The organism is Christensenella hongkongensis, assembly GCF_000981035.1.
Taxonomy (GTDB): domain Bacteria; phylum Bacillota; class Clostridia; order Christensenellales; family Christensenellaceae; genus Christensenella; species Christensenella hongkongensis.
This window is the reverse complement of the sequence record NZ_LAYJ01000068.1, coordinates 136,852-153,547: the sequence shown is the minus strand read 5'-3', so window position 1 is coordinate 153,547 and position 16,696 is coordinate 136,852. Positions and strand designations below refer to the sequence as shown.

Below are 16,696 nucleotides of genomic sequence, written 5' to 3'. Positions count from 1 at the left end.
TGCTATGAAAAAGAGAATAGGTATTTTAACAAGCGGCGGTGATACGCCGGGCATGAATGCTGGAATCCGCTCTGTTGTAATGGCTGCGGATGCGGCAGGTTTTTCCGTAATGGGAATTACAAAGGGATACGCAGGCCTGATTGAAGGGCGTGTAGACCGTATCAAGACCGAGGATGTGGACGGTATCGTCGAAAAGGGCGGTACGATCCTCAAAACCGCGCGTTGCGAGGAGTTCAAAACGCCGGAAGGGCAGCAGAAAGCCCTGCAGGTCATCAAGGCGTTTGATATCTCGGGCGTGGTAGTGATTGGCGGGGACGGTTCGTTTGCGGGCGCTAAAGTGCTTTCGCATTTGGGCGTGCCGACCATCGGTATTCCCGGAACGATCGATAACGACCTTGCGTATACGGATTTTACGATTGGCTTTGACACGACGGTAAACGGCGTGATCGGCGAGATGTCGAGGATTCGCGATACAATGAAATCGCACGAGCGCGTGGGCGTTATCGAGGTCATGGGAAACAAGTGCGGTGATATTGCGCTCTATGCGGGTATTGCAGGCGGTGCGGAGCATATTATTATACCTGAAGTGGAATTTGATATCGATTATATTTGTGAAGAGATTCTTGCCAGCAGGATTAAGGGCAAAATGACGAGTATTGTGTTGATTGCCGAGGGCGCGGGCAAGGGCGAAGCCGTTGCAAATTATATGCGCGCGAAGGCAAAGCTTGACGCAAAGGCAATCGTGCTTGGTTACATCCAGCGCGGCGGTGCGCCGACGGCTGCGGACAGGCTGCGCGCGACCAGCATGGGCGTACGTGCCGTACGCCTGCTTGAAAAGGGCATTGGCAACAGAGTCGTGGGAATCCGCGACAATAAAATTATCGACGAGGATATCGATGAAGCCTTGTCAAAGGAAATGGTGTTCCGGAAGGATCTCTATGAAGAATTCAACATTATGTCGGAAAACCATTAATTGCAAATCAGGAAGAATTACGGCAAAAAAGGCTTTTTGAAAGCTTTTTTTGCCTCTTTCATACTACCCCAAAAAGAAAGGCGTGAGTGCTATTAACACGTTTGCGGTACCGGAAAGCGTAAAAATCGGAAGCGGAATCCTCTATCCGAAATTAACTGAATTTATCAAACCAACCCACAGGGTAATGCTGATCGTAGACAAGGTTGTGGACGGGCTGTATGGTAAGGAGGTCTATGCCTGCCTGGAAGGGCATTGCAGGGAGGTCAAACGGGAGTTCGTGCACGCGGGTTCGCTGCGCGAGGCGCTTCTGATGGCGTATTATATTGTTAACCGCGATTTTGACGCGGTGATCGCGATGGGCGGCGGCAAGGTGCTCGATGTTGGCAAATACGCGTCGTCCATGTCAAAAAAACCGTTTATCAGTATCCCGACGTCGATTTCCCACGATGGGGTCGCGTCGCCGATCGCCGTTTTGAAATGCGATCATGGCACTGTGAGGAGTCTTGACTGCAAGATACCCACGCATATCATCATGGACATTGACATCATCAAAAAAGCGCCGAGGAACCTTATCGTTGCCGGGCTTGGGGATCTTGTTTCCAATATCACGGCGCTGAAGGACTGGAATAAGGCGGTGGAGGCCGGAAAAGCAAAGATGGATGATTTTGCTTACATCATTTCCGGTACCGCGGTACGGGCAGTGGTGCAGTATACGGATCCGGATCTTGAAAATGAAGCCTTTTTGACGCAGCTTGCGGAATCGATCGTGCTTTCCGGGCTTGCGATGAATATTACGGGAAATACGCGTCCGTCAAGCGGCGCGGAGCATCTGATCAGCCACGCGATCGACGCGATTGGCAAGGGCACGTTCCACGGCCTGCAGGCCGCAATGGCAAGCATATTGGTGGAATACCTTTACGGCGGCGATTATGAATTTATCAGGAATTATTTGAAGGGCTTCGGCATACCCACGAGCTTTGAAGAGCTGGGGCTTTCTTACGACGAATACGTGCAGGTCATGCGTATGGCGCGCACCACGCGCAAAAACAGGTATACGATTCTGGACGAGATTTCTTATGACGATGAAAATTTAAAGCGGATTTACGACGCGGTTTATGGAGGATAGAATGCAAAATCAGGAACAGCGGGGCAAGGTGAACCCACAGGCCGCGGATTTAAAGGACATCGAGTGCTTTGTGCTCGATATGGACGGGACGATCAACCTGGGGGAACGGCTGATTGACGGGGCGAAGGAATATATCGAGTTCATGCAGGAAAAAGGCGTGCCGTTTTATTTCTTTACCAACAATTCTTCAAAGGCGCCGTTGGATTATGTCAAAAAACTGGAGAGGCTTGGCTTTTCCGGAATGACGCGCGAAAACATCATGACCTCCGGCGACGTAATGATACATTACCTGAAAACACACGCCAGCGATCCCAGGGTATACCTTGCGGGCACGCCGGAGCTTAACCGCCAATTCCGCGACGCGGGAATAACGCTGCTGCCTGCGGACACTAAAACGGCGGATTTTGCGGTGCTTGGTTTTGATACGTCCTTTGACTTTGCCAAGGCGGATGCGCTGTGCAGGCTGGTAGCGGATGGAGTGCCGTTTGTCGCTACGAACATAGACCGGGTATGCCCGCTTGACGGCGGCAGGTTCCTGCCTGACTGCGCCTCTATGGCGTGTCTTGTTACGCACGCGACGGGTGTGGAGCCAAAGTTTGTCGGCAAACCGTTTCGTGAAACGGTGGACTATATCCTTGCAAAAACCGGTGCCAAAAAGGAAAGAACCGCAATGGTGGGAGACCGCCTGTATACGGATATCAAAACTGCCGTGAATGGCGGAATCGTCGGGATTGCAGTGCTTTCCGGCGAGATCAGCTATCAGGACATCGTAGAGGGCGACGTTGCGCCTGACTACATTCTGGACAGCGTATACGATATCTACAGCGCAATACGCTGAAAAGTAATTTTCTGACTTTAGTATCCATTGATATAAATACCCGTAAAAAGCTCTATGGCGCAAAGCGCCTGTTATGAAAGGGTGACACGATGAAATATTTGATGGGAATCGACGTTGGGACGAGCGGGGTAAAATGCCTGGTTGCGGATGAGACGGGAAAAGTCCTGAAGTCCGTCACAAAAACGTATCCGCTGCATACGCCAAAGCCGGCATGGTCTGAGCAGGATCCGGCGGATTGGTGGCGCGGGACAAAGGATGCGATTCGTGAAGTGCTCAGCGGTGTGGACAAAGAAAAAATTGTCGCGGTTGGGCTTTCCGGGCAGATGCACGGGCTGGTGGCGCTGGACAAAGACCACCGTGTTGTACGCAATGCGATCCTGTGGAACGACCAGCGTACGGATGAGGAATGCCGGGATATCATAAAAGCGGCGGGCGGCCTTGACGTGCTTGTGGCCTACACCAACAATACAATGGTAACCGGGTTTACGGGTAGTAAGCTTTTGTGGGTAAGGAAGAACGAGCCGGACAACTATGCGCGCATTGCAAAATTTGTGATGCCAAAGGATTATATCCGTTATTGCCTGACGGGAGAGCTCGTTACGGATGCCTCGGAAGCGTCGGGGACGGGGCTTTTTGACGTGCAAAGGCGTGAATGGTCCAAAGAACTGATTGAGAAAATCGGTCTCGATGAAGCGATTTTTCCAAAGGTTGTGGAATCCGACGAGAGGACTGGGCGCGTAACAGAAAAGGCCTTTGAAGAAACAGGTTTGCCGGAAGGCTTGCCCGTATATGGCGGCGGCGGGGACGCAGTCATCCAGAACACCGGCATGGGGATTGTGAAGGAAGGGACGCTGGGCGTTGTGATGGGGACGTCAGGCGTCGTTGCGACTGCAATGGACAGCTTTGGAGAAAACAAGGGCGGAAGACTCCAGTTTTTCTGCAATAACGCGGATGGCAAGTATATGGCGTTTGGCTGCCAGCTTTCGTGCGCGGGTTCCATGGAATGGTATAAAAATACCTTCTACAGCGAGAGCACACAGCCCTTTGTGGAGATCAACGAAGGAGCGGAAGCATCGAGCGTGGGTGCAAACGGCGTGATATTCCTGCCTTACCTGACGGGAGAGCGGTGCCCTTATCCTGATCCGGACGCGCGCGGCGTGTTTTACGGTCTGTCTCTGCTTACAAATAAAGGCGATATGGCAAGGGCCGTCATGGAGGGCGTGACCTTCGGTTTATACCAGATGTACGAGCTGATCCTGAAAACAAATGAATCGCTCAAAATAAAGGAAGTAATCCTTTCAGGCGGCGGTGCAAATTCAAAGCTGTGGAAACAAATCGTTGCGGATATTTTCAACCTCCCGGTCAAGATACTTGCCGGGGCGGCCGAGGGCGGAGCCTATGGCGGGGCGCTCGTTGCCGGCGTGGGCGAGGGGATTTACGAAAGCCTTGAGGATGCGGAAAAGGTGCACAGCGTAAAGGAAGTCATAGAACCAATCGCCGGGAACCACGTAAAATACCAGAAGGTCAAAAAGATATACGATAAGCTGTACTATGACCTGAAGGATACGTTCCGGATGGCTGCGGAANAAAATATACGGTTTGCGCGGCGCTGCCGTGTTTATCGATAATAAAATGAATGGTAAGGAGTTTGTAAAAATGAATTGTTATTACATTATCGGATTGAGGTTAAACCACCGCACCAGCAATGCCATTAAACTGCAACAGGCTCTGACAGAATATGGGTGCAACATCAAAATGCGCGTCGGCCTGCATGAGACGAGCGAGGAGTTTTGCGCAGATGACGGGGTGATTATGCTGCAGGCATGCGGTGACAAAGAAACCGTTGAAAAGATGGTTGCCGCGTTCAATGACGTGGAAGGCGTAACCGCAAAAATGCTCGACCTGAACTAAAAAGCATTCAAACAAAAAATCCCGCCCTGAAATAAGGCGGGATTTTTTTGATTGTCCTGCCCTGTACAGACGGGTATTTCAGCGCTTCCGGCCATCCCCACCAACAACCACAGGTGTACAAAATTTTGTGCGGCTTACAAAGAAAACAGGAGTTCGTTTCCTGGTTACAGGCGATATTCTTGCTTTCTTTAACACAGGATGATACCATGTAAAAAACAGGAGGCTGCGATGGTATTCGAGCTTGAAAGATGGGATGAAAAATATATAGACGATGTGGCGGAATACGCGAACAACCCCAATATTGCGCGTAACCTGAGAAATGCGTTTCCTTATCCATACACATGGGAAGACGCAAAGGAATTTGTTTTCTCGTGCATGCAAAATGATGAACGGCGGCAGTGTGCCCGTGCAATCGTAGTCGAAGGCCGGGCGGTGGGAAGTATTGGCGTCTTTCTGGGAAGCGACGTTTATGAAAAGAGCGCGGAACTTGGCTACTGGCTGGCGGAGCCTTTTTGGGGAAAGGGAATCATGGCGGAAGCGGTTCGCAGGATATGCGGGATCGTTTTTGACCGCTATGGCATAGTCCGCATTTTTGCAGAACCATTCGCTTCCAATACAGGTTCGCGCAGGGTGCTTGAAAAAGCGGGCTTCAGGCTGGAAGGCATTTTGGAAAAAAGTGTATTTAAGTGTGGAAAAATTCTGGATTCGTGCATATATGCCCTCCTGAAGGAAGCGCGATAGCTGAAAATTATGATATAATACGGGAGGGGCAACTACGTGACGCAAAGGGTGATTCATACATTTGAGCCGGTTTGTGACTGCCATTCGAAAATATTGATACTGGGCACCATACCGTCGGTAAAATCACGTGAGGTTCAATTTTATTATGGAAACCCACGCAACCGGTTTTACAAAGTTTTGGGGACGCTTCTTCATTGCGAATTTCCCAATGATATCGCAGGGAAAAAGAAAATGCTTCTCAAAAATGGGATTGCGTTGTTTGATGTGCTGCGTTCATGCGATATCCATGCAAGCGCTGATGCGTCGATCAGGAATCCGCAGGCAAATGATTTTTCAAAGATATTTGACGCGGCGCAAATACATATGGTGTTTGCAAACGGAAAAAAGGCTTATGAATTATATCAAAGGCATTGCCTTCCCGTCACAAGGAGGGAGTGTATTTGCCTGCCGTCCACAAGCCCGGCAAACGCGGCAGCAGATATGGACAAGCTGCTTGCGTCATGGGCGCAAATATTGGATTATTTATAGAAAGAGACAGGAGTTTGGCGTAATGGGAAAAGATATTTTGCCGGCGGGACACAAAAAGTGGCCGGATCATCGCACGATAGATAAATGGCGGCTTACCCATTGTGCAAACGATACGGTCATGGAGGAATAACAGATGAGTCTTTCGGTTTCAATTTCCCTTTTTTTTGCCGTCGCGGTGGCGTATATCCTGATTATCGACATATTTACGATTTTATTCAGGATGTCCGGCATGACGGAAGAAAAAGCAAAATTCCAGGTGATTTCATTGCTCACAAACAGCGGCTACACCACCAAGGAAAGCGAGCTTGTGGTGTCAAAGCTACTGCGCAGGAAGCTTGCGCGGACGGTGATGCTGTTTGGGTATATTTTTTCGGTTACGATCATCACAGTTTTTGTTAATGTGGTAATGAACCTGCCCCGCGCGGTGCAGGCAGACCTCTGGACGCTCACTGTGATTCTGGCGATCATCTTCGTTGTATTTATGGTGGTAAAGCGTGTGCCAAAGGTGAAAACGAAGTTTAATAATATCATCGAAAAAATGGGACAGCGGTTTATGTTCCGTGGGAATGTCAATGTGATCAGCGTGATAGAACAATATGCAAAGGGCGTCATCGCGGGAATCCATGTGCAAAAGGTACCGAGCGTCATCGATGGGAAAACACTTGGCGAGTTTGATATGATAGGGAAATACGGCATCCATTTGATTATTATCAAACGGAAGGAAGAGGTGCTTGATTATATCACAAAGGATACTAAAATCGAGGCGGATGACCAACTGGTGTTATTCGGGCGGTTACAAAAGATTATGGATTTATTTTTTGTTACGCAGGACGGACGGGCCTCGTTGGAGGCTGTAAAAAAAGAGGAAGAAAAAGAACTGGAATAGCGATTCCGGATCAGAAAAAGCCGGTATATTAAAAGCCCCGTGCCTTTTGGCACGGGGCTTTGCTGTTGAAGCTTTATTTGATACGGATGCCATTGATGCTGCCGTTGCTCGATCCAACAACAAGCATATCATTCATTACCGCGGGTGTGCTGACGGTTGTTCCACCAAGGGAAACGCGGTCAAGAGCCTCGCCGGTTTTTCCATCCAGAAGCGTCATGATGCCGTTGTTGTTCCCCTGGAGCAGATAGCCGGTATTGTCCTGCGTATAGACTGCGACAGGCGAAGAAAGGCCATAATGGTCCATTTCGTGCTCCCAGATCGTTTCGCCCGTATCCGTATTCAGTGCGACAAGCTTTCCGCTTTCCTGCGAAGCGTCCGTTTGGGCGACCGTAAAGAACACCATATTTGAAAGCGTACCGGTACCAAGTACCGGCGAGGCGGATGCGCCGCCTCCTGACAAACAGTCGTAGGGCGTCTGCCAAACGATTTCGCCGGTCAGCGCATTTATCTTACGAAGGTACGCCGTTCCTTTCTGTCCTTCCTGCGGTTGCAGCGACGCCTTGGAGGCAACGTACAGGAAAAGGCCATCCTGTGTCTGTTCCAACAGCGGAGAAGCGTCCGTTGCTGTGATCAGGTCCTGCACATAAACGGGCGTCATTGTATTCAGGTCGATACATTGCAGCCAGCCGCCGCTGTCTGTCAGGAACAAATAGTTTTTCCATGCGGCTGCGGAGGCAATGGTGCCGTATTTGCGGGGAGTATCGGCGGAGAGCTGCGTGTCGTCCGCATTTTTGGGCGTTGTATAACGGTATTTGACGGGCGTATCCGGATTGATGGACACCGTGCCAGCCGCACGGTCAAATTCCGAATTTAAGACGGCGGTATATAAAATACCGTTTTCTCCCGCCCACACAAGCGTATCCGCATCGGCGGCAACCAACGGGGAACCGCTGTATGCCTGCCAGGATTCGCGGTAAGCAAACGGATCCTTTTGCTCCGCACCATATTTGTAAAGAAGCTGACCGTCAATCAGGCTGTATACGTACAGATAAACATTGTCGTGCTGGTCCGTGCCGGAGAGACCGGTTCCCTGTCCAACATAAAGCAGCGGATATCCCCGTGGATCGAGTGCAGCCGTTCCCGTTACGGCAAAACCGGTATTAATTGGATCGCGCGTATAGCTGCCGTCGCTCAGGTCCATAAAATATATTTTTCCGTCCATAGCCGGATAGATGACCTCAATCAGTCCATCGTCGGACTTCTTATCGGAATATAAGTTCATCATCTGCCGGATATCGGTATCCCATTGTGCAATAAGCGGCTGCGCGGAGGAATTGATTCCTGCCGGTTCCACGGCAGTACCGTTTTGCGACCACAGCTTCTCAAGCTTTTTATCAGTGATATCTGCGGAACCGAAGGCTCCCTGGTCACGGTAATTATTGCTGCGGAAGGTCGTAATTCCCTTCATGCCCGTATAGTCGCTTGCAGCGGGGAAGCTGATAGGCCGCGTGCGTGTATATTCGGCGACGGACGCGCCGTCCTGCTCGATTTCTGTCTGAAATCCGAATGCTGAGGGAAGGGTGGAATCAACGGCGGCGACCGTAAAGTTACCCGGATCGATTGTGGGAGCCGCACTGGGCGTTGGAGTAGAAGAGGGCGCGGCAGCCGCTGTTTCTTCCGCTGATGGTGTCGCGGAAGGCTCAGGAGTAGACGCTCCGGAAGCGAATGGCCCCTGTTTGGTCAAAAACAGGACTCCGAATATAATGCCGGCAATAATAGCCGCAAAAATTAAGATCACAATAATCAAACGGCCGACGCGCAGGCGCTTGCGCGGGCGATAATTATGGCCACGCGGGTAGCGCGGCTCGCGATAACTAAAATGGCGAGACATGGTATGCTCCTTCACATTTTTTCGAATGATATCTATTATACCTTAAATTTAACTTTTTTTAAAATGGTAGTGGAAAATTTTAGAAAAAACATGTTGCGCGGCAAAAAGAAACAAATTAATTATACATTAAAAAGAAAAAATATTCATGTAAAAAACTGGCAAAGAACCTGAAAAAACGAAGTAAAAGCCGCGTGAAGCAAAAACAGGTTATCCGCAACCGTAAAACCCGCATTATTATGCTAAAAAGGAGAGTTATCCACAGAAAAATGTGGATAACTTTTGACTGGAAAAATGGCTTTGTGAAGCGGTTTTTGCTGTATGGGTGCGTGGAAATAAAATTGAGTTATCCACAAAAGGAAAAAGGCGTGGTTGAGCGGTTCCAAAAATGTCAATAGGAAAATAAAAAAATGTAATATTTTTTTGGGGAAGGTATAAAAATAACAAATTTTATACATAAAAATGTATAAAAAAACTGTGGCGAAAAGCCACAGTTTTTTTTGTGGAACAACGTTCCGGTTATTTGCTCAAATATTCGTCGATGCTCTTTGCTGCCGTTTTTCCGGCGCCCATTGCCAGGATAACGGTAGCTGCTCCGGTCACCGCGTCACCGCCTGCATATACGCCGGGGATCGATGTTTCGCCGGTTTCTTCGTTTGTAATAATTCCACCCCACGATTCCGTTTTCAATTCGGGTGTGGAGTTTTTGATCATCGGGTTGGGAGACTGGCCGATTGCGACAATAACAGCATCAACAGGAATCACATATTCGCTCCCTTTGATCTCAACAGGCCTGCGCCTGCCGGAAGCGTCGGGTTCGCCAAGCTCCATACGGATATTTTTCATTCCTGTTACATTGCCTTGTTCGTCTCCAATGATTTCGATTGGGGCTTCCAGAAGCCGGAAATCGATTCCTTCCTCTTTTGCATGATGCACTTCTTCCAGACGCGCCGGCATTTCTGCTTCGCTGCGGCGGTATACGATATATACATGGCCCGCTCCAAGGCGTTTGGCGCAACGTGCCGCATCCATCGCAACGTTACCGCCGCCGATTACAGCTACGCTCGAATAAGGCTTGATGGGCGTATCGTAGGATGGATATTCATATGCGTGCATGAGGTTGATCCGTGTCAGGAATTCATTTGCGGAGTAAACGTCGTTGAGGTTTTCTCCCGGGATATTCATAAAGGAAGGAAGTCCTGCGCCGCTGCCGATGAAGATTGCCTCGTAGCCCATTTCTTTTAGTTCGTCAATGGTCAGTATCTTACCAATTACCATATCGAGCTTGATTTCAACGCCCATTTCCCGTAGTACGTTGATTTCAAGGTCTACGATCTCCTTGGGAAGACGGAACTGCGGGATACCGTATTTCAATACTCCGCCCGCTGTATGGAAGGCTTCAAACAGGGTTACGTCATAGCCTGCTTTGGCAAGATCGGAGGCACATGTAAGCCCGGACGGGCCGCTGCCGATAACGGCGACCTTTTTTCCCTTTTTGGGGGCGACGTTTTTATCGCCAAGCGCGCCCTGGGACATCGCATAATCCGCAGCAAAACGCTCGAGCCGCCCGATACCGACCGGTTCGCCCTTTTTACCGCGCACGCACAGCTGCTCGCACTGGCTTTCCTGCGGGCAAACCCTGCCGCATACGGCGGGAAGGCCGTTGGTCTCAATGATCTTTTTATAAGCGGCCATGAAGTTGCCTTCTTTGATTTCGTGGATAAACTCAGGGATATTGACCTGTACCGGGCATCCCGCGACGCACGGGCGGTTTTTACATTCGAGGCAGCGCAGGCTTTCCTCCTGCGCCATTTCCGCCGTATAGCCGAGGGCGACCTCCTCAAAGTTTTTTGAGCGGACGTCGGCGTCAAGCTCCGGCATTTTTACTTTTTCAAGAGACATATTTCTTTCCATCGTTATTTTTCCTCCGCCATTTTGATCAGCCTGCAGTCCTCTTCGCGTTCCTTCAGCCCGTCGTACATCGAAAGGCGGCGCATTGCGCCGTCAAAATCGACCTCGTGTCCGTCGAAATCCGGGCCGTCGATACATGCAAATTTTGTCTTTCCGCCAACGGTAAGGCGACAGCCGCCGCACATTCCGGTGCCGTCGATCATGACGGGATTCATGCTAACGATGGTTTTGATTCCATATTCCTTTGTGAGTTTGGATACGAATTTCATCATCGGGATCGGACCAATCGCAACTACGACGTCATATTTTACGCCGTCCTCGATCTGCTTTTTGAGCGCGTCGGTTACAAATCCGGAAAAACCGAAAGAGCCGTCGTCCGTTGTGATGATGAGGTTATCGCTCGCATTTGTCATCTCTTCTTCCAGGATAATAATATCTTTTGTTTTGAATCCGGCGATCATATCAACAGATACGCCCATTTGTTTCAGGTGTTTCGCCTGCGGAAGCGCGATGGCGCAGCCGAGCCCGCCGCCGATCACCGCCGCTTTTTTAATGGACGGATCAAAATGGGATGCAACGCCAAGCGGCCCAACCACATCCAGTATCTCGCCGCCCTCGGGCAGCGTACCCAAATACTGCGTCGATTTGCCGATCTGTGCAAAAATGATCGTGACGGTGCCGGCTTCGCGGTCGAAGTCTGCAATCGTCAGAGGGAAACGCTCGCCCTTTTCATGCGTGCGTAAAACAAGAAACTGTCCGCTTTGTGCTTTTTTTGCAATCAACGGAGCATCGATTACCATCTTGGTAATATTGTTTGCAAGTTCCTCTTTTTTTAAAATTTTGTACATGATAATCTCCCCATTACAATTTTTTTGTCCTATTAGTGGCACTTCTACCATTATAAACTACTAAAACAGCAATACACAAGAGCAAAAGGAACTTATGAAAGTAGAAAACGATTTTCACAAACTGATTGACATTAGGCTCAACTCATAATAAGATTATATTTGTAAATGAACGGGCGTTCAGTTAAAAATCCGGGGGAGACTAGATATGGATGAAGCGATTGATAAACGCGCGGAGATGATGGGGACTGCCAGGGTTCCCAGCGCGATCATAAAGTTGGCGATTCCCGCCATTATCAGCATGGCTGTTATGGCGATTTACAATATGGCAGATACGTACTTTGTCAGCATTTCGCCGGAAGGCTATCTTGGTACGGCGGCGGTATCGGTCTATATGCCGGTTATGCTGATTACGCAGGCGCTTTCCATCCTGTTTGCGGCGGGCGGCGCGGCCTATCTTTCAAGGCTGCTTGGCGCGAAAGAAAAAGAGAAGGCGGGCAGGACTGCAACCACAACGATTACCCTTTCTTTTCTGTCCGGCGTTTTGGTGGCCGTTTTGGGCTGTATTTTTGCAAAGCCGCTGCTCCTTGCGCTTGGGGCGTCGGAGGGGACGATTGGCCTGGCGCTCGACTATGCGCTTGTGATGTTTATCGCCGCGCCGGTGCAGCTTACCAATATGGCGTTTAATAATCTGCTGCGTTCGGAAGGAAGTGCAGTGCAGTCCATGACCGGCATGGTGATCGGCGCTGTTTTGAATATCGTTCTCGATCCGATCTTTATCTTTACATTCCAAATGGGCGTACTGGGCGCCGCGGTTGCGACTGCGCTTTCCCAGGTAGTCGCATTTGTGATACTTTCCTCCAACTACTGGAGAAAAAAAACGATTGCGCCTTTTCGGCTGAAGGGCTTCCGGTTTGACAGGGAAATTATTTCCTATATTACGAGGATCGGTTCGTCTACGTTTTTAACACAGCTTTTGGCTGCGGTTGGGTTTGCGGTAATTAACGTATGTGCAAAGCCTTACGGGGATGCGGCGATTGCGGCTTTTGGCATTGTAAACCGTATTCAGTTCCTGGGATTTGCACTTGTGTTTGGGTTTGCGCAGGGCTATCAGCCTGTGGCGGGCTATAACTTCGGCGCGCATAAATTTGACCGTTTGAAATCCGCCATGGGTTTTGGTATTGCCGTGGCATTGCTGATTGGCCTTGCAGTTACGCTCTTATGCAACTTTTTTGCGGTGCCAATGATGACGCTTTTCACAACGGACGCTTATGTGATGGAAATTGGCGTCCCCGCGCTGCAATGGTTTACGGCGGGCTTTACCATTACGGCGTTTACGCTGATCATGATGATGACGCATCAGGCGTTCGGAAAAGCTGCGGGGGCGATGATCCTGTCCATCTCGAGGCAGGGGGTGTGCCTGATTCCGACGGTAATTGTGCTTGCGACTACGCAGGGGCTGTGGGGAATCATGATATCGCCGCTCGTTGCGGATATTATTTCAGGAATCATTGCCGTGGTACTTGCGGTTCGAATATTCAAATATATCAAAATAACAAAAGAGGAATACGCCCTTGGGCTTCTTAACCCAAATGAAGAACAATAAGCAGGGAGAATAATAATTATGCCAAAGAAAATTGAAGACGTTACGCAAAAGATTATCAGTGCCGCCCTTGAAATTTATCATCAGGAGGGCTACGACAGCCTGTCCATGCGCCGGATTGCGGAGGTAAGCGGGCTTTCCGTAGGTACGGTATACACGCATTTTGATGATAAGGAAGCCCTGCTTGCGCAGGTGCTTGCAGGAGAGATCGAGCAGATAATGGTTGAATTTATGGGGACGGTTTTCGGTAAGGAGCCGAAAGAAGCCTTCTATGGTGCGATCTATTGCTTCATCGCACGGATGACAGAAACGCCGCAGGATGTGATCAACCAGGTCGTTAATTTTGAATCGGATAAAGAATACATCGAACGTACGTTGTTTGGAATACGCAAGCAGGTACAGCAGCTGTTTATTGAACTGATTACCCGCGTGTTTTCCGAATGCGGCAGGGAGCTTGCAGAAGGGGAGGCAGAGGTTTTATCCGAGCTGTTGTTCGGGATGCTCAATGCAATCTCCCTTTATGGCAAGGGGGATGTGGAGGAGCGCTCCAATCTCGTGTACCGTATGCTGATCGCTTATGCTGAGAAGGAATGCGAGCTTCCCAAAAAGAAAACGGATGTTAAAAAGTAAAGGAAAAAGAGAATAAAAAAATTCGGCGTATGGCAGGCTGGCGGAACATTGTATGCCGATTGCCATACGCCTGTTTTTTACACAATCTATTGGAATCAACTCAAATTTGAACGGGCGCTTCCCGCACGTTGCGGCAATCGCTTTAAACATCAGTTGTATTATTTCAAGCATGAAGTTACTGAAAATACAGTGTGAACAGCTCTGAAAAATCATCCTTACCATTCCAGAATTGCTGAAAGCCTTCGGGCGTTACGAAACCGTAAGCAAACGTATCCACATACTCTTTTATGGCTTTTGAGAACGCAGTTTCGCCCATCTGCACGCGCATCTGGTACAGCAGGCTGGCGGTGCGGTTATAAATTCCGCTGTAGTCTGCGGCTTCCTGCTTTTGCCAGTCGTACAGCGAAAGACTTAAGTCCACCGCGCCAAATTCATTGTCCTCCATGACAAACTGGTGTTCAAAGGTCAGCGACTGCTCGAGCGAGTAGCCGTCGTCCAAATTCTCGACCGGATAAGCGTCAAGATATAAATATTCTGCAAACCGGCACAGTCCTTCATCGAGCCAGGGATATCTGATCTGGTCGTTACCTACTACGCCATAAAACCACTGGTGTGCGATTTCGTGCGCCACGGCCCTGTCAATATCAGCTGTGCAGTAGGCCAGATCTTCAGGGATTGCCGGATCGATACCCAGCTCCTCCATATTGTCGAGTGTCACGAAAGTACCGACCATAATAAGCGTGGGGTATTCCATGCCGTTGACGCCGCCGGTAAGGCCGCTTGAGACGACGGATAGCGTATCATATGGATATGCGCCGAACATACCACTGTACAGGGATATCGCCTTTTTGGCCGTTTCCATCATGCGCGCCGCTGTTTTTGCCATATTGTCGCCGTAATAAACCGTAACGGAAATACCGTCCACCGTATCTTCGAGCGTATCATATCCGTCGCTTGCACAAAATGCAAAATCGCGCACCTTTTCAGCATGGAAACTCCCGTTCGCCTGCCGGTCTCCTGTTGCCGCAACGGTATATCCCTCCGGTGCATGGATGGCAACGTCGTAATTGGCGATATCCGTATAAAACGCGTCGCCCAGCGTTGCGTACGGCTCGATAGCCCAGCCGTTTTCGTCATATACGGCGGGGGTGATGATGAAGTTGCCGACATTGTATACATTTTCCTGATATCCGAAACGGTTCTGGATATCGGGGATACGCACAGTGTATTCCATCTGGATGGACAGCGTTTCGCCTGTACCGAGCGGGGTGGAGAGAGGCATGCTGAACACAGTCTGTTCCCCGCGCTGCAAAAGGGCGTCGCTCCCCCCGGCGGTGACGGCAGACAGGTCGATCCCGCCGCCGTTCTCTTCAAACGCGTCCGGGATGAGATTGAAATAGATTTCTGAAAGCTGCGTATCCGTGCTGTTATGATAATCGAGCAGCTGCGACACCTCGAGCGTATGATTCTCCGGATCGAGCGTAACATCAAGATTGAAGGCGTTCAGGGCTTTTCCAGCAAGCTTGTCCGCAATGGGCAAAGCGGAAGGTTCGGCCGCGGTTTGCTGCGGAAGGGCTGTGCCTGCCACCGCAGAGGCAACAGGCGGAGCGGAGGAAACGGGGGTGACCTGCGCTCCGCCTGCAGCGCAGCCTGTAAGGGAAAATAACAATAGGGTGGAAATAATGATAGAGATACACTTTTTCATGATGGTTCCTTTCCTTTGTGTCAAAACTGTAAGGAAAGTATACCCGGCGGCAGTATACAAACCGTATCATAAAAGCATCCAAATTGTATCAATATCAAAAAAAGCAGTTTTCATGTAAACAGGAAGGCAATAAAAGCATTCCGGGATGGCGTGGGATAAATTCTGTTTATTATAAGCCTGATTTGTTCCTGCGGAATGACATGGGCGTATATCCGGTTAATTCACGGAAGGTTTTTGTAAAATAGCTCGCATCGTGAAAGCCGGTTTCAAAGCAAATTTCAGTGACGGGTTTGTCGGTATTCAGGAGAAGCTCTGCCGCTATTTTGATCCGGTATTCCAAAAGATATGCAAAAGGCGTCATACCGAGTTGTTTCTGGAAGTACCGGCAGCAGCTTCGTGCACTCATATTGGCGCTTTGTGCGATATCCTTGAGCGAAACAGGCTGCATATAATTTTTGTGGATAAACGTGAGCGCTTTTTTCATATGGATGTTATGCGCCCTGCGGTCAGCTAAGGCGGGGTGCCCGGATTTTTCAAAGAGGAGGAGCCATGCCGAAGACAGGTGGTTTCTTGTGAGCAGCTCATAACCACAGCCTGCGCCTGTATAGTCCAGAAAAGCTTTTTTAAGCAGGGACAGCAAAGACTTTTGCCACGCTTCCGTTTGGAATAACGGGACGACAGCTACCTCACGGTTTGCCATCAGCGGCAGAACATATTTGTTTTCATAAATGCTGTGCGGGGCGCCCGCAATTACCTCGGCAGAAAAAACAATATTTACAGTTTCACACGGGCCGTCATTAAGCGGCCGCATCGCATGAAGCTCGTTGCTGTTGATAAAAAAACCGTCGCCCGGTGATAAATTTACTTTGTGTCCGGTGTATTCGATTACCATATTTCCATTCAGGACATAACCGAATTCAATTTCCGTATGCCAATGCCAGGGCACGTAATGCGTGATAAATTCCGAGATGTCATTACAATACATCTCCAATGGGAAAGCAGGTGTGCCACGCGGCGTTAATTCACGCAAAGCCTGATCGATAACAATTTCCTGTAGCTGCATAGGAAAACCTCGCAAAATGACTGTATAATTATATTATATGGCTTTATT

Annotated in this window: 15 protein-coding genes; 10 read left to right on the top strand and 5 right to left on the bottom strand. The window is 49.6% G+C overall.

The features are described 5' to 3' along the window. Positions 1–4 precede the first annotated feature (4 nt). The 8 genes from pfkA (at position 5) to CHK_RS04285 (ending at position 7,003) form a co-directional block, all read left to right on the top strand. Positions 5–973, top strand: a complete 969-nt coding sequence (gene pfkA, locus CHK_RS04320) for a 6-phosphofructokinase (RefSeq protein ID WP_046442790.1) — start codon at positions 5–7, stop codon at positions 971–973. Between the two features lie 82 nt (positions 974–1,055). Continuing rightward, the gene (locus tag CHK_RS04315) at positions 1,056–2,099 is read left to right on the top strand and encodes an iron-containing alcohol dehydrogenase family protein (RefSeq protein ID WP_160295590.1); all 1,044 of its coding nucleotides are present in this window, start codon (positions 1,056–1,058) and stop codon (positions 2,097–2,099) included. A 1-nt stretch (position 2,100) separates the two neighbouring features. After that, positions 2,101–2,937 carry an HAD-IIA family hydrolase gene (locus tag CHK_RS04310; RefSeq protein WP_046442789.1) on the top strand — a complete coding sequence of 279 codons (837 nt, stop codon included), beginning with the start codon at positions 2,101–2,103 and terminating at the stop codon, positions 2,935–2,937. Positions 2,938–3,026: 89 nt separating this feature from the next. Further along, positions 3,027–4,565 (top strand): xylulokinase, encoded by a 1,539-nt coding sequence (gene xylB / locus CHK_RS04305; protein ID WP_046442788.1) that lies wholly within the window; start codon positions 3,027–3,029, stop codon positions 4,563–4,565. 28 nt (positions 4,566–4,593) lie between these two features. After that, entirely contained in the window at positions 4,594–4,848 is a 255-nt protein-coding gene (locus CHK_RS04300) for a CPF_0552 family protein (RefSeq protein ID WP_046442856.1), read from the top strand. Positions 4,849–5,046: 198 nt separating this feature from the next. Next, a complete protein-coding gene (locus CHK_RS04295; RefSeq protein WP_330379181.1) occupies positions 5,047–5,589 on the top strand; it encodes a GNAT family N-acetyltransferase in 543 nt (180 codons plus the stop codon). Positions 5,590–5,625: 36 nt separating this feature from the next. Continuing rightward, entirely contained in the window at positions 5,626–6,117 is a 492-nt protein-coding gene (locus CHK_RS04290; protein WP_046442786.1) for a DNA-deoxyinosine glycosylase, read from the top strand. Positions 6,118–6,250: 133 nt separating this feature from the next. Further along, on the top strand, positions 6,251–7,003 hold the full coding sequence (locus tag CHK_RS04285) for a TrkA C-terminal domain-containing protein (protein ID WP_046442785.1): 753 nt from the start codon (positions 6,251–6,253) through the stop codon (positions 7,001–7,003). A 73-nt stretch (positions 7,004–7,076) separates the two neighbouring features. Here the strand turns inward: CHK_RS04285 and CHK_RS04280 are convergent, their stop codons facing one another. From CHK_RS04280 to CHK_RS04270, 3 genes are all read right to left on the bottom strand, one after another. After that, positions 7,077–8,894 (bottom strand): outer membrane protein assembly factor BamB family protein, encoded by a 1,818-nt coding sequence (locus tag CHK_RS04280; protein WP_052740303.1) that lies wholly within the window; start codon positions 8,892–8,894, stop codon positions 7,077–7,079. A 516-nt stretch (positions 8,895–9,410) separates the two neighbouring features. After that, positions 9,411–10,805, bottom strand: coding sequence for an NADPH-dependent glutamate synthase (gltA, locus tag CHK_RS04275; RefSeq protein WP_046442784.1), 1,395 nt, complete (start codon positions 10,803–10,805; stop codon positions 9,411–9,413). 2 nt (positions 10,806–10,807) lie between these two features. Beyond that, a complete protein-coding gene (locus tag CHK_RS04270) occupies positions 10,808–11,650 on the bottom strand; it encodes a sulfide/dihydroorotate dehydrogenase-like FAD/NAD-binding protein (RefSeq protein ID WP_046442783.1) in 843 nt (280 codons plus the stop codon). A 205-nt stretch (positions 11,651–11,855) separates the two neighbouring features. Here CHK_RS04270 and CHK_RS04265 point away from each other — a divergent pair, with 205 nt between their 5' ends. Further along, the gene (locus CHK_RS04265) at positions 11,856–13,253 is read left to right on the top strand and encodes an MATE family efflux transporter (protein ID WP_046442782.1); all 1,398 of its coding nucleotides are present in this window, start codon (positions 11,856–11,858) and stop codon (positions 13,251–13,253) included. Positions 13,254–13,271: 18 nt separating this feature from the next. Then, complete coding sequence (locus CHK_RS04260; RefSeq protein ID WP_046442781.1) at positions 13,272–13,880, top strand: TetR/AcrR family transcriptional regulator; 609 nt, start codon at positions 13,272–13,274, stop codon at positions 13,878–13,880. Between the two features lie 175 nt (positions 13,881–14,055). Here the strand turns inward: CHK_RS04260 and CHK_RS04255 are convergent, their stop codons facing one another. Together CHK_RS04255 and CHK_RS04250 are read right to left on the bottom strand one after the other, a co-directional pair. Then, positions 14,056–15,585: a M1 family metallopeptidase gene (locus tag CHK_RS04255; RefSeq protein ID WP_046442780.1), complete on the bottom strand. Its 1,530-nt coding sequence runs from the start codon at positions 15,583–15,585 to the stop codon at positions 14,056–14,058. 169 nt (positions 15,586–15,754) lie between these two features. Beyond that, positions 15,755–16,648, bottom strand: coding sequence for an AraC family transcriptional regulator (locus CHK_RS04250; RefSeq protein ID WP_046442779.1), 894 nt, complete (start codon positions 16,646–16,648; stop codon positions 15,755–15,757). Positions 16,649–16,696 lie beyond the last annotated feature (48 nt).